The sequence below is a fragment of the Paenibacillus filicis genome (genome assembly GCF_038070315.1).
Lineage (GTDB): Bacteria > Bacillota > Bacilli > Paenibacillales > NBRC-103111 > Paenibacillus_G > Paenibacillus_G filicis.
This window is the reverse complement of sequence record NZ_JBBPCC010000001.1, coordinates 475,134-489,767: the sequence shown is the minus strand read 5'-3', so window position 1 is coordinate 489,767 and position 14,634 is coordinate 475,134. Positions and strand designations below refer to the sequence as shown.

Below are 14,634 nucleotides of genomic sequence, written 5' to 3'. Positions count from 1 at the left end.
TGTCAATAACCGAAATGCAAGGAAGTTTGAAAATGGTGACTACCCATTCATTCCATCAGTTGGTTCTGAAAATAACGGTTGAACTCTCATAGACATGTTGTTATAATACTTAGTAAACTTATAGGAATTATATGAATTGTTAACCAAAAATCGCGCTGACTAGTTAACTAGAAGCTCCGTTGGTTTGCAGCTATGGCCTGTTCATAGGTGCAAAATACGGGCTTTTTTTGCTTTTTGCCCGGATTTTGCAAAATCAGGAATGAGAGGAAAGATCACAGCATGAAGAAACACATCCATATGAACGCTTTTGAAATGAATACGGTAGGTCACTTATCTCACGGGCTGTGGCGTCATCCGGAGAACAACCGCCACCGTTATAAGGATCTCCGCTATTGGACCGAGCTGGCGCAGCTTCTCGAGCAAGGAAAATTCGACGCTTTGTTTCTGGCCGACGTGGTCGGCGTTTATGACATTTATAAAGGCAGCAAGGATCCGGCCGTCCGGGAAGCGGTGCAGCTGCCGATCAACGATCCGCTGCTGCTGGTCCCGGCGATGGCGGTCGTCACGGAACACTTGGGCTTTGCGGTGACGTTCTCAACAACGTACGAGCCGCCGTTCGCCCATGCGAGAAGAATGTCTACCCTGGATCACTTGACGAATGGAAGAGTCGGCTGGAATGTCGTGACCTCTCATCTGCCTAGTGCCGCGAAGAATTTCGGCCTCGATCATATGGTCAAGCACGACAAGCGGTATGAGATCGCGAACGAGTATTTGGAGGTATGCTACAAGCTGTGGGAGGGCAGCTGGGATGATGACGCCGTCGTGCGCGACGTAGAGCGCGGCATTTATACGGACCCCAATAAGGTTCATTATATTCACCACGAAGGCGAGCATTTCAAGGTTCCGGGGCCTCATCTGAGCGAACCGTCGCTGCAGCGCACACCTGTTATTTATCAGGCGGGCAGCTCCGATCGAGGCCGCGCATTCGCAGCTAAGCACGCGGAGTGCGTATTTCTGGAGGCTCCCAGCCTAGAGCTGTTGAAGCGGCATGCCCAGGATATTCGGGAGAAAGCGGCGCAATACGGCAGACAGCCGGATCATATCAAAATGTTCACGGGCCTCTCCGTTATCGTCGGCCGCACGCGCGAGGAAGCGCAGCGCAAATATGACGAGTACGCGAAGCTGCTCAGTGTGGAAGGGGTGCTTGCGCATTACGGAGGCGGCAGCGGGTACGACTTGTCGGCCTATCGGAAGGACGAGTACTTGGAATATGCCGAATCGGATCATATCCAGACGGATGCTGCCCGCTATACGAAACATAGCCCGACGAGAAAAACAGTAGGGCAGATCGTGGAATCGATGGGCTCCTTGTCGGCGCGCGGTTTGCTGGCGATCGGAACGCCCGAAGAGGTGGCGGACCAATTGGAAAGTTGGGTCGAGCAGTCCGGGATCGACGGCTTTAATCTCAGGCAGTTCGTATCGCCCGGCACGTTTCGGGATTTCGTGGAGCTGGTCGTGCCGGAGCTGCAGAAGCGAGGGATCTACCGGGAGCACTACGAGCCGGGGACATTCCGCGAGCGGTTGTTCGGGCAAGGGGTCCGCAAGCTGCCGGACGGGCATCCGGGCACGCAGTTTCGCCAGCTTGCCGCTCGCATCTGAAGTATATCGCCTAATCCATGTCCTGCAGAATGACCCACAAACTAGAGACGGGGAGACAAAGAGATGAGTGTGACAACGGAAAGAAAAGAAGCCGCTTATTATATAGACCTTGCCGCCCGCTTGGCGGAGCAATTTGCCAAGGATGCGGTCGAACGGGATAAAGCCGGGGGAACCCCTACGGCCCAATTGAACCTGCTGCGGGAGAGCGGCCTCTTGAGTGCATTTATCCCGGTGCAATATGGAGGAGGGGGGCAGCCGTGGTCGGTCATTCTGCGTATCGTCCGGGAGTTGTCCCGGGCTGACGCTTCGATCGGCCATTTATACGGGTACCACTGCCTTCCTCTGACCAGGCTGTACATGGTCGGCAGCGAGGAGCAGAAGCGGTATTATTTTACCGAATCGGTCCGAAATCAGTGGTTTTGGGGCAACTCCGGCAATGTGATGGATCGGCGGCTGCTCGGCAAGCGGGACGGAAACCGCTATATTGTGAACGGTGTGAAGGGCTTTTCTTCCGGCTCGCCGGGCTCCGATTATTTGTCGGTCTTATGGTGGGACGAGGAAACGCTCGAGCCGATCGGTGGCTTTATCCCGACGAACCGCAAAGGCGTGGTCGTCTGCGAGGATTGGGACGGGATGGGGCAGCGTCAGACGGGAAGCGGAACGGTTCGCTACGAGCATGTGATCGTGGATGAGCATGAAATTCTTCATTCGACGAACGAGAAAGAAACGGGATTCACGTATATCATCGCCCTGCTGTCGTTCAATATTCTGACGAATGTATTTATTGGCAGCGCGCGAGGGGCTATCACGGAAGCGGCCAAATACACATTGGCCCATTCACGTCCCTGGATCGCGTCAGGGGTGGAGAAGGCGGCGGACGATCCCTCGATTCACCGCCAGTACGGCGAGCTGTGGATCCAGGTGGAAGGAGCCGAGGCACTGGCAGACCTGGCTTTGGACAAGTTCGACCGGATCTGGGAGAAGCAGGAGGCTACGACACCGGAGGAACGGGGCGAAGCGTCCATCTTGTTCCAGTCGGCCAATGTGCTGGCCGGCAATGTGGCACTGGAGGTGACCAGCCGCATGTTCGAGGTGATGGGGGCGAGGTCGGCCACGGCAGCCCAAGGCTTCGATCGTTTCTGGCGCAATGTTCGTACGCATACGCTGCATAATCCGGCGGAGTATAAGCTCCGCCAGGTTGGGAAATGGGTGCTGACCGGGGAGTATCCGACGCCCGGGTACTATTCCTGACGGGGTCTGACCGTGGCAGGAAGAAGCCGTGTAAACCTAGGAGCAGCGCATACAGAACGTCATCCAGATGGCACATAAGGAACGGAGAGTGGGAATATGACGAAACATCCGATAGAGTTCGGTTGGCATCTTCCGACATCGGGAGATGGGAAATACGCCGGTGTTAAGCCGGAGCGGGAAGGGACGCTGGATTATTTAACCGAAGTGGCTCAAGCGGCGGAGACGGCGGGCTTCGAATTTGTCTTGATTCCGACCGGTGGCCCTTGCACCGACGCTTGGATCGCCGGAGCGGCGATTGCCGCCCGGACAAGCACGCTGAAGCCGCTTGTGGCGATGCGACCGGGACTGATCGCGCCTGTGCTGGCCGCTCGCATGGGGGCTTCACTCGATTATTTATCCGGCGGCAGGGCGCTCATCAATATCGTGACCGGTGGCAATCCGGACGACCTGAAGGCGACCGGAGACCCTCTGTACGATGACCATGACGGGCGCTATGCAAGAACGCTGGAGTTCGTCGATATCGTCAAGAAGGTATGGACCGGCGGCGACGAGGCCGGGGTACAAGCCAAAGGCCGGTATTATGAGATCGAGGGCGGACGGAGCCAACCGGCGCCTATCCAGCGGCCGCATCCGCCGATCTACTTCGGCGGCAGCTCCGCTTCTGCACGGCGTGTTGCCGCGCAGATCGCCGATGTGTATTTGATGTGGGCCGAGCCCGTGGACATGATCAAGGAGCAAATCGCCGGGATGGAGGCACAGCTGGGTCAGCTCGAAGAGCAAACCGGTGTCCGCCGCACGCTGCGCTACGGACTTCGGGCGCAGCTCGTAGTGCGGCCGACCGAAGAGGAAGCATGGCGGGCTGCATGGGACATTATCAGCCTGGCGGAAGGGAATACGCAAGCCAAGGAATCTTCCCTGGCGACTCAGAGCCGGCTGGATGCTCGCAATCAGCAGCGGCAGACGGACTTATGGCGGCAGTCGGAAGCCGATGACTACGTGATCGGGCCCAATCTGTGGGCGGGCATATCCCGATACCGGACCGGGGGATCGGTGGCGATCGTCGGCACACCGGAGCAGGTAGCGGACCGGATCGCCGAGTATGTGGAGGTGGGGATTTCGAGCTTTATTTTCTCCGGGTACCCGCATCTTGAGGAAGCACAGATCGCCGGCCGGCTGCTGATGCCGCTGCTGAAGGCGAAGACGGCGGAACGTCAGATAGGAGCGTTGTAGGATGACAACAAGAGGAGACCGATTTATATCCAGCTTGCAGGATGGAAGAAAGGTATGGCTGGACGGCCGTCAGGTAGAGTCTGTGGCCGACCATCCGGCCTTTCGGGGAACGCTGCAAACGATCAAGCGGCTGTTCGATATGGTAGACGATCCTGCCGTCCGGGACGAGGTCGGCTACAAGGCGGAGGGCCGAACCGATTATTGGCATAGCTCTTTTCTGGTGCCGTACAGCCGGGATGATCTGGATCGGCGCAATCGCGCGTTCACGGCTTGGGCCAAAGGCACGCACGGTGTGATGAGCCGTCTGTCGGATTATGCCCGGACCTATATTACGTCCTGGTATGGGGCCAGGAAGGAGCTGGGCCAGCTTCATCCGCACCTCGAGCATAAAATTACTTCCTATTATAAAGAGGCACGGGAGAATGACCTGTTTCTCACCACCGCAGCCGCCGATCCGCAGATCGATCGTTCGCGGGGGCTGGATGACGGAAGAAATGCCGACCGTTACCTTCATGTCGTCCGGGAGACAAGCGAGGGCATCGTGGTGCGCGGCGCCAAGATGATCGCAACGGGAGCTCCTTATACGCACGATTTCATCATTAATTCCGTGCAGCCCGTCGAGTCGCACCGGCAGCATGCTCTGCTTATGATCGTACCGGCCAATTCGCCGGGTCTCCATATCATCTGTCGGGAGTCGTTCGCGGAGCTGAGCGATCAGGAGCATCCGCTGAGCAGCCGGTATGAGGAGATGGACGCGGTGCTGGTGTTTGACGATGTGCTCGTTCCTTGGGAAAGGGTGCTGCTGTACGGGGACCCCGCGGCCATCATCAAAGTTCGTGATTTCCATACGACGCGCTCCTTGGCGTTTCACCACGCAGGGGTCCGGCTGCTGGCCAAGCTCGAATTCGTAACCGGCGTCGCCTTTGCCGTAGCGGAATCGATCGGAGCCGAGTCCTTCCTACACGTCAAGCAGAAGCTGGGTGAGCTGCTCATCCAGGTCCATACCGTCAGGGGGCTGCTGGTCGCCTCCGAGGCGGAAGCCAAGCCGGACGCTTCCGGCATCCTGGTGCCGGCGTATTCGTATATTGAGACGGCCAAAAATATCGGCTCTACCTTCTACCCGCGCGCCATCGAAATCCTCCAACAGGTCGGAGGAGGAGGATTCATGCAGCCGCCGTCCGGGTTCGCCAACTTTGAAGGTCCGTTCGCGAGCCTGGTCGAGCGGTATTTCGAAGGAGCGAACGTCGGCGCCGCCAAGAAGGTGCAGCTGTTCAAGCTGGCCTGGGATCTGGTCGGCAGCCAGCTCGGCTCCCGGCATGAGCTGTACGAAAGATTCTATGCCGGCGATCCGATCCGCGGATATGCGAATCAGTACATCGGCGAGCCTAAGGCCTATTATACGGACCCCGTGTGGAAGCTGCTGGCGGAGACGGAACCGGCTTTGTTGCGCAAGTAATCCGGGCAAAGCTTTGCCGCTCCAAGCTCCTTGGCCGTAAGGTACGGTCAGGCTAGAAGCGGCTAAGCTTGTTTCACTCTGCCCTATAAGTATGGCAGGTGACGGACGCGTATGCAGCGGTACAAGTTTCAGCACAGGGCAAAACGGCAGAGATGTCGTTTTTTTATTTTACCTTTTTGAATGGGGCTAGAGTGGCGATTCCCGCCAAGATCACGTCTTAATCAGACGGAGATCGAGCAACAACTGAAGCATGAACTGACCTTAAATAAAGTTCAAGCTCATGTTGGAGCGGGAAGAGAAGCTGAACGATCGGCATACGATTGAGAAGGAAAGGATGTACCGCGCCACTCGTCATCTGTCCACACACAGTTTGTTTGGGAGTGTATCGCTGCAGTTCCATAATCAATAGCTGTTTTGTAATACCAAATCTTATCATCTATTTTCTTTAAATAATTGTCCAGTTCAGCCATTTTCTCCATCACCACTTTTTTATGTGTTTCAAATACTTCAAGACGCTGATTTAGGGTGACGTCCCCCTCCATGCCCCAATCCACATACTGCCTGATTTTTTTCACGGGCATCCCGCTTTTTTTCAAACAGGTTATGACGGCAAGCCACTCCAAATCACTCTCTTTAAAATCTCGGTTGCCCGCCTTATTACGATCAACAAAGGGCAGTAAGCCTTGCTTGTCATAAAAGCGTAGTGTATGTGCAGTTATTCCCGTCATCTCGGCTACCTGACTAATTGTGTATCCCAATGTGTTAGCCCCTTTTTATGAAAATATGATTATTGTATAGCTTAGAGTGTGCTCTAAGTCAACGCGATATTCAAACAGCCCTGATCCACTGCCTGCTATGTGATCGTTAGAATTCGCAGGTTTCGGCTATTCAACCAGGAAGTTATTCGTAAGTTGCTTGACTTAGACTATACTCTAAACTTTAGAATTTTTTTTGTATCAACAGCTTGAATCTAAAGGAGAGAGATAGATGAATAAAAATAGCGTTTGGATGATCACCGGATGTTCCACTGGATTCGGCAGAGAACTTGCCAAAGCAACAATTGAAGCCGGTTATAACGTTGTGGTGACAGCAAGAAGTCTTAACTCCATTATGGATCTTGTCAGCGGGCACACGGATAACGTTCTGGCTATGGAGCTTGATGTGACAAAACCCGATCAAATTAAAAAAACAGTAAGTGCCACTATGGAGAATTTCGGCCGGATTGACGTACTTGTCAATAACGCTGGGGTCGGGTATTTTAGCTCCATTGAGGAAGCGGTTGAAGAAGAAACCCGGAAGATGTTCGAAATCAACTTCTGGGGTCTTATGCACATGACGAATGCTGTCCTGCCTTCTATGAGAAGGCAACGCTCAGGGCATGTTATCAATATATCCTCCATTGGAGGGTTAGCTTCATTTCCTGGAGTGGGTTACTATAATGGGTCCAAATATGCGGTTGAAGGCATATCGGAAAGCCTGGCCCAAGAGGTGGCACCCTTTAACATTCGTGTAACTTTGATTGAGCCAAGCAATTTCCGTACGGATTGGTCGGGCCGCTCAGCCGTTAAAACAAAATCAGCTATCAAGGAATATGAGGATCTCATCGCTCCATTTATAAATGGAGAAAACCATGGAAAAGAGCCGGGAGATCCCCAAAAAGCTGCGGAAGCCATAATTAGCATGGCTGAGTCTAAAGAGCCGCCGCTTCGATTGTTGCTTGGATCGGATGCTTACCATCTGGTGGTGAACAAATATACAGAGTCACTGAAAAACTTCGAAACATGGAAGGGAGTATCCGTGAACGCAGATTTCCAAGATTGAAGGTAAGGCAGCTGCACTCGTCCATGTAGGGGGGATGGCATGTAGATAAATCTTTCTGTGAGGATCAGCGGCAAATAGCCTTGGCCGATTAACAGCCAAGGCTATTTGCATCGCGGCCGAAGTCACTCCCGATCCGTCAATGGGGCGCGTTCTCGTACAAATTCGCAGGCAATGCCTGCACGAATGGCGACCAATCGCCTGTCGTGTACAGATGAAGCCGGTGCATGGCACGCGTACACGCGGTATAAAGAAGCTTGCGTTCGTTGTCCCGGCCGTACGCTTCGGACGAAGCATCGTAGACCAAGACTGCATCGAACTCCACACCCTTGGCGAGGTACACAGGAACGACCATCACTCTTTTCTCAAAGCCCAGCGTCTCCTTCGTAATGAGCTGTAGAGCTTCGTCTCCTTGAATCCGCAAAGACTCATAGGCCTCACGGCTTTCGGCAGCGGTCTTCGTAATGACGGCGATCGAGTTGAAGCCCTCGGCTCTGAGCGCCTCGATGTCTGCCCGAATTTGCGCAGCACGCTTCTCTCTGCCGTGCAGTCTCGTCAGGAGAGGCTTGTGGCCTCTTCGTTCAAACGGTGCAATTTCTCCCCCGTCTGGAAGCATCGATATCGTAAATTCAACAATCTCCTGAGTTGAACGATAGCTGCGTAGCAGGCGGACAAGGCTTGTTTCCGACTCGCCAAAAAGGCGGACTAGCGGTGAATCGGCTGCATCCAAGCTTGTAGCCTGCGTGAAGATCGCCTGCCCCAAATCACCGAGCACCGTCATCCGGGCACGGGGGAACAGCTTCTTCAGATATTCATATTGAAACGACGAATAGTCCTGGCCCTCATCAACGAAAACATACCGGATTTCCGTGTTCGTCCGGACGCCTTCGATCAATTCTTTCACATACAGATATGGAGTAGCATCCTCGTAGAATAGCTCGTTGCGGCGCAGCGCCTCCTTGGTTTGCCTGCATATTTCAGCCCACAGCGGAGGAAGGACGGACTCATCTGTTTTCTCTCGATAAGCGGCTTCGTTGACAAACAATTGGCCATAGATGCCTTTGACATCTACAAACGAGAATTTCTTCACACTTTTTCTTAGCGGTGTAAAGCTTTCCTTCACGATCCTTCGCCGGAGCAGATCTTCCTCTCTCTGGGCGAAGTCAAAGTCGCCTTCATCTCCCCGGAGCTTGTTGTTCAGTTTCTCGCGAACTACGGCGTAATGCTCCGCTAGATCTAATAATTCCTTCTCTTTATGCAGCTTGCCGAAGATTTCCTCATACTGCTCGGTGTCGAGATAATTCATCTCTTCCTGTACCCAAGGCGCTTCCCGTTCCAGGCGTTCCAGCGAGGCCAGCTCTTTCAGCAGCCATTCCTGCAAGAGAGCGATACGATTGAATAAAGGCAGTGAAGGGTCATAGCCATAAAATTTCGCTTTCATTCGTTCCGCCGTAATCAGATCACGGTCCCGAAACCGAATAGGGTTGAATCGCATGCCCTCCCGTCCCAGCCACAGTCCATAATTCTGCAGAGCTTGCAGGAAAGCATCGGAAGCTTTATATTCGATCCCCTGAAGACGAGCGTCATATCCCGGCGTTCCTTGTGCGGTCAGTACGTATTCGATCTGATCAAAAGGATCCTCGGGCTTTAACGAGGAACCTAACCAGTAGTCGAGATATTCTTGAAAAGTTGTCTGCTGCATATTTTCTTCACCGAGCTCCGGTAGGACGGTGGAGATATAGCTAGAAAACATCGGATTCGGTGAGAACAGAACGATCTGATCCGCGTGGATCGTTTGGCGGTGTTTGTACAGCAAGTACGCCACCCGCTGCAAGGCCACAGAAGTCTTACCGCTGCCGGCAGCCCCCTGTACGATAAGCATCTGGCTTTTATCATCGCGGATGATGGCGTTTTGTTCCTTCTGAATGGTTGCCACGATACTCTTCATTTGCGAGTCCGCACCTTTGCCGAGCACTTGCTGGAGGATTTCGTCTCCGATCGTTTCGCTCGCGTCAAACATATTGCGGATTTGCCCGTCTTGAATCTGAAACTGGCGTTTGAACTCCATCGTTCCTTCAATGCGTCCGGCTGGCGTGACATAAGATGCCAGGCCGGGGGAGCAGTCGTAGTACAGGCTCGCAATTGGCGTACGCCAGTCATAGATCAGAAAGCTCAATCCGTCTTCATCGATGAAGGAAGATACGCCGATATAGATCGGCTCGCTGAGGTCCAGGCCATCCTCATGAAAGTCGATGCGTCCGAAATAAGGAGAGGGGAGCAGACGGTTCAAGCTTTTCCATTGCTGTGTCAACAACTTGTGGCCGCGCTCCCGTTCGGCTAGTACCGCGGACTGCTGGTTAATTGTGTAGAAGGTCTCCTCGAAATCTTCTTGCGTACTGGTGTTGATCGTAACTTCTTCCCAAAACCGCCTTCGAATGTCCGTAGCCTGATCGCGCAGACCGGCAACCTCCGGCTCCAGTTCGGCGATTCTCGCTTGCAGTTTGTTCCTGACCCGTCTCAGCCGTTCCTGTTCCTGCTGCCAATCGTTAGCTGCCATCTCTCCTGAACACACTCCTTTTTCCGTTTTTTTGGATAAAAAAGTGCATTGACAAATCAAGGTTCCAGATGTAGAATTAAAGTAGGGATAAATTCGGATACACTGTAATATTTAAATTTGTCAATGGTGCTATAGATTATATCATAGCAATTTTTTGCGTTCAATATATATTTTTTATATCCGACAGATCTGTGGGTGGACCCGGATTGTGGACTATTTAAATAAAGGACCGCTCATATAAGCCGCTAGGAGATGACCCTTGAATTCATTAGGGGTCATCTTTTTTTGTTTTGGAGCGCCATGGAGAGCGAACAGCGGGGTTCTTCCGCGCACAAGCAAATGCAGATCGTTGAACCATCCGTACTTTTTTCGTACAATAGGTGAACGATGAGAATTGTTATCAATGGAGTGGAGGCGGGACACAGGTGATTACAGAAAACTTGCGGCGCGATGATGCTTACGCTCTATCGATCGGGGAGCTTCGCTTCGGTTTGACTCGAGTGGAGAAAATAAACGACTTGGAAGAAGGGGCGTCGTGGTTGTCTCCGGCCGATCCGAATACATATTTGCTTGTTTCGACCAAAAGGGACAATGTACAATTCGCGATAAACGGCCAGATGCTAAGCTTGAACAGAGGAGCTTTCTTATTCGGTTTGCCGGGACAACAGGTCGAGTATTTGGGCGGCCGACAGGATGAGGCGGAAGTCGGCTACGCGCTTCTATTCGAGAAGTACGGAAACCAGCTCGAACAGGATGAACTTGTGCGCATCCTGTCAACCGATAACGCAAACGGCCCTGTATCGAACGACTGCCCCACTTTCGTCCTTGATTTGTGCGATTCGGTTTATCGTCATTGGCACGCGCCTTCCAGTCTGGAGCGGTTGCGCGGTCAGGCGGCGTTTTATGAATTGATGTACAATCTTCTCTCGGAGTTGGTTTCGTCTAAGGAACAAGGCATTCATTCCGCTCTGGATATGATCCGAGCCTACCTGGACGCGAACTTCGAGGAGAACATTTCGATCGAAAGTCTGGCGGAGCGCATAGGTGTGAGTTCGCGACACTTCCGCAGGTCGTTCAAGGAGCGATATGGGGTCAGCGCTACCGATTATGTAACCGAACTGCGCATGTCCCGCGCGAAGCGGTTGATGGAAGCTTCGGTGCAGCCCATCGGAGAGATCGCCCGTCATGTAGGCTACCATGACGAGAGCCATTTCCGGCGTATGTTCAAACAGCAGATGGGGTTTTCTCCGTCAATTTATTTGAAGAACCGGCAATTGAAAGTAGCCGCCTGCAGCTTTCCGAATATTGGCCAGCTGCTACCGCTTAATGTCATTCCGTTTGCGGCGCCAATTGATCACGATTGGACCGATTATTACCGCAGGAAGTTTCATACAGACGTTCAATTTCCGCTTCGCCACAACAACGAAATTAATCGCAAAATGCTTCAGGCGGCAAGGCCGGATCGCATCATCGCCATCGACGCTTACGGATCGGCCGAGTTTCAGCAGGGACTCGGGGAAATTGCACCGGTACTGGTCATTCCGTGGCGAACCCGGAATTGGCGGGAACATCTGCTGCTGACCGCTTCGTTTCTGGATAAAACGGAAGAAGCGGTTAACTGGCTGGCTGCCTATGACGAGAAGGTGGACCGAGTGTGCGAGCTTATGGGACGTATAAGCCGCTGGGAAGAGATGGATATTCTCCTGATCGATCGGCACGATTGTTATCGATTCAGTGGTTCGACCGATCCTGTATCGTGGAGCAGGCGTCGTCTGCCATTCGCTCCCGCGCGTCACAATGCGGCAATTGATCCGGCGTTCGTGAAGCTGACGACGATGGAATCCGACTTTTCCGACGCAGGGAGAATCATGGTGATGTTGTCGGAGGATCGCCAGTCGCGGCTTACTTGGAGTGCTTTGCAGCAGTCGCCCAGCTGGAAGAAGCGGAAGGCGGTCCGGCACAGCCGCATTCATACGGTGTTGGCCGGCCCATGGTTCGAATATACGGCTTACAATCATGGTGCTATACTGGATCAGGTTTTGCGAGCAATCAAGGCGTTCTCATGAGTGGGAATGTCCGTTTTTGCACTGAATTTGGTCCGATCGTTTTCTAGGCGGCAGATTAATCCGGCGGTATAATACCAATTGAGGATAATAATCGTTATCAATGAAAGTGATGCAAAGGAGAAATGGATTGTGATGAAGCTTTTTCGTCCAAGTGTGTTTTATAGGATCATCATCTTGATAATGATCATACAGATGACAGAAAGGCTCAGGATTTCCCCAATCCTGGGCCCTTCTGTCGTACGCAAGATATGTTCGAGATTAAAGAGCCGGTGTCGAGCGGTTGGCGAGAGCGCGTCTGACGGCAGGCGCTACCTCCGTCGCCAGCAGCTCGATGGACTGGGCGACGAGCGGGTAAGGAAGGCCGCCGATGTCGAGCTGCAGGCAATAGCGATTGTGGCCAAGCAATTCGTGCTGGTACAAGATTTTTTCTACGATCTGAGATGGCGTGCCGACAGCAAGACCTTGATCAGCTGCGGTCATCCGGTCGAAGTCAGCGCGAGGCAGCCGATCGGCGACGGGGCGCTTCTGAATATGTTGGAAGTAATGGGTATGGTGCGGGTAGTAATTGTCGAGCGCTTGCTTCTCCGTCTTGGCGATATGCCCATGGCTGGAGACGCCGATTTGCAGCTTGGAAGGATCGTGTCCGGCTGCGCGTCCAGCCTCCCGGTACAGATCGGCCAGCGGCTTCAGCCGATTCGGATCGCCGCTAAGCAGACCGAACGAAATACCCGTCCCAAGTGTGCCTGCCCGCACGGCGCTCTCCGGCGTACGGCCGACGCTGATCCAGATGGGCAGCCCTTCTGGCCGGATCGGGCGCGGAGCAACGTCCGCCTGATGCAGAGAAGGCCGGAAACGGCCATTCCACGTAATGCTTTCCTCGGCATTCAGCTGCAGCAGCAGCCTGATTTTCTCATCGAATAAGCTATCGTACTCTTCGAGGCTGTAACCGAACAAGTCGTACGTATCCGCAAACACGAGCGCCCCGCGCCCGGCTGCAATCTCTGCCCGCCCGTTCGACAGCAAGTCCAGTGTCGAGAATTCCTCGAACAGCCGCACCGGATCAACCGTATTTAGCACCGTCGTAGCGCTCGTCAGCTTGATTCGTTTCGTCTGGCCTGCGATCGCGCCGAGCACGACGCTCGGAGCGGATATCGAAAAGCTATGCGTATGATGTTCCCCCACTCCAAAAAAATCAAGTCCAGCCTCGTCCGCCAACACCGCTGCAGCGGTGACTTCATCCAAGCGGCGTTTCGCGATGTCGGTTTTCCGAATCCCCGGAACTGGCGTCACGTCTCCAAATGTGTAAATCCCAAATTCAAAACTCATATGTGCAACCTCCCGGATCATGCGACTTCTGAAATGAATCGCTAAGATCTACGATACCAACGAAGGCGGCAACGGCTCCAATACGAAATCCGCTATGTCGCTTATAAGTCTGACCTTATGAATGACATAGCGAACTACGTATTGGTTTCCCGACGGGGTCATTCGCTATACTCGGATAGAAAACCGATAATACAGATCGGCATAAAAGGTTAAGGGGGCAGCTATGGCATTATATCTTCATGAACCGCTGCGAATCGGTAACGTTCAGCTTCGCAATCGGCTGGCGCTTGCGCCGATGCAGCAATACCAAGGGGATGCGGATGGTCACGCGACGGACTATCATCCGCGTCATTATGGAGAACGCTCCAGCGCCGTAGGTCTCGTCATCGTAGAATCGACTTCGGTAGCGCCGGACGGCCGCTTGTTCGTGAACGACATCGGCGCTTTCCGCGATTCGCACACGGAGCCGCTCGGGCGAATCGTAGACGCCATTCATGCTGGAGGCGCGCACGCGTTCATTCAATTGGCCCACGGCGGGCGCAAAGCGCTGCCCGTACCAGGACATGAACTGCTTGCGCCCAGCGCGATTCCGTTCGGCGAAGGATACCCTACGCCGAAGGCGATGACGGAAGACGATATCGCAGACACCGTGCAGCACTTCCGCGACGCCGCAGTTCGAAGTGTCGAAGCAGGGTTCGACGGCATCGAGCTTCATATGGCTCACGGCTATTTATTCCACCAGTTTCTGTCCCCGCTGACCAATCGGAGGACTGACGCATACGGCGGATCGCCTGACAATCGTTCGCGATTCGCACAGCGGGTGCTGCAAGCGATTCGGGAAGCTGTCGGGCCTACGTATCCGCTGCAAATCCGCATTTCGTCCACCGATCATGCGGACGGCGGCATTACCGCAGCCGACACAGCGGATGCACTGCGCCGATTTGCCCCATACTTGGATGCGGTTCACGTCACGACCGGCGGACTGACGCCGGATCGTCCGAGCGACCTTGATCCAGGGTATCAGCTCCCGTACGCGGCGTATCTCAAAGCCGGAACGTCTCTGCCGGTCCTTGCAGCGGGAGGCATTCATACCCGAACGTTGGCTGAACGGGCGATTCGGGACGGATTGGCCGATATCATCGCCATCGGGCGTCCATTGCAGGCAGATCCCGTATTCGCGCACCGGCTGCTGGAGCCGAATCCGGCATCAGTCTTAAGAACCTAGCTCCATCTGAATGAACGAACTTAGCGGACAAACAAAAGGAGATGCT

Annotated in this window: 10 protein-coding genes; 7 read left to right on the top strand and 3 right to left on the bottom strand. The window is 53.9% G+C overall.

Annotation, left to right across the window (positions count from 1 at the left end; genetic code table 11):
* Nucleotides 1-279: 279 nt before the first annotated feature.
* The 4 genes from WMW72_RS02255 to WMW72_RS02240 all read left to right on the top strand — a co-directional run bounded on the left by WMW72_RS02255 (nt 280) and on the right by WMW72_RS02240 (nt 5,596).
* Complete coding sequence (locus tag WMW72_RS02255) at nt 280-1,659, top strand: LLM class flavin-dependent oxidoreductase (protein ID WP_341413775.1); 1,380 nt, start codon at nt 280-282, stop codon at nt 1,657-1,659.
* 63 nt (nt 1,660-1,722) lie between these two features.
* Nucleotides 1,723-2,910: an acyl-CoA dehydrogenase family protein gene (locus WMW72_RS02250; protein ID WP_341413774.1), complete on the top strand. Its 1,188-nt coding sequence runs from the start codon at nt 1,723-1,725 to the stop codon at nt 2,908-2,910.
* Between the two features lie 96 nt (nt 2,911-3,006).
* Entirely contained in the window at nt 3,007-4,140 is a 1,134-nt protein-coding gene (locus WMW72_RS02245; RefSeq protein ID WP_341413773.1) for an LLM class flavin-dependent oxidoreductase, read from the top strand.
* 1 nt (nt 4,141) lies between these two features.
* Nucleotides 4,142-5,596, top strand: a complete 1,455-nt coding sequence (locus WMW72_RS02240) for a 4-hydroxyphenylacetate 3-hydroxylase family protein (protein WP_341413772.1) — start codon at nt 4,142-4,144, stop codon at nt 5,594-5,596.
* 278 nt (nt 5,597-5,874) lie between these two features.
* Here the strand turns inward: WMW72_RS02240 and WMW72_RS02235 are convergent, their stop codons facing one another.
* Nucleotides 5,875-6,354: a MerR family transcriptional regulator gene (locus WMW72_RS02235; protein WP_341413771.1), complete on the bottom strand. Its 480-nt coding sequence runs from the start codon at nt 6,352-6,354 to the stop codon at nt 5,875-5,877.
* A gap of 229 nt (nt 6,355-6,583) precedes the next feature.
* Between WMW72_RS02235 and WMW72_RS02230 the strand changes: the two genes are divergently transcribed.
* Nucleotides 6,584-7,417, top strand: coding sequence for an oxidoreductase (locus WMW72_RS02230; protein ID WP_341413770.1), 834 nt, complete (start codon nt 6,584-6,586; stop codon nt 7,415-7,417).
* A 136-nt stretch (nt 7,418-7,553) separates the two neighbouring features.
* On the opposite strand, the gene helD is transcribed toward WMW72_RS02230, so the two are convergent.
* Nucleotides 7,554-9,971 carry an RNA polymerase recycling motor HelD gene (gene helD, locus WMW72_RS02225; RefSeq protein WP_341413769.1) on the bottom strand — a complete coding sequence of 806 codons (2,418 nt, stop codon included), beginning with the start codon at nt 9,969-9,971 and terminating at the stop codon, nt 7,554-7,556.
* Between the two features lie 425 nt (nt 9,972-10,396).
* Here helD and WMW72_RS02220 point away from each other — a divergent pair, with 425 nt between their 5' ends.
* Complete coding sequence (locus WMW72_RS02220) at nt 10,397-12,037, top strand: helix-turn-helix domain-containing protein (protein ID WP_341413768.1); 1,641 nt, start codon at nt 10,397-10,399, stop codon at nt 12,035-12,037.
* Between the two features lie 258 nt (nt 12,038-12,295).
* On the opposite strand, the gene WMW72_RS02215 is transcribed toward WMW72_RS02220, so the two are convergent.
* On the bottom strand, nt 12,296-13,363 hold the full coding sequence (locus tag WMW72_RS02215) for an LLM class flavin-dependent oxidoreductase (protein WP_341413767.1): 1,068 nt from the start codon (nt 13,361-13,363) through the stop codon (nt 12,296-12,298).
* A gap of 223 nt (nt 13,364-13,586) precedes the next feature.
* Here WMW72_RS02215 and WMW72_RS02210 point away from each other — a divergent pair, with 223 nt between their 5' ends.
* Nucleotides 13,587-14,588, top strand: a complete 1,002-nt coding sequence (locus WMW72_RS02210; RefSeq protein ID WP_341413766.1) for an oxidoreductase — start codon at nt 13,587-13,589, stop codon at nt 14,586-14,588.
* Nucleotides 14,589-14,634: the final 46 nt, after the last annotated feature.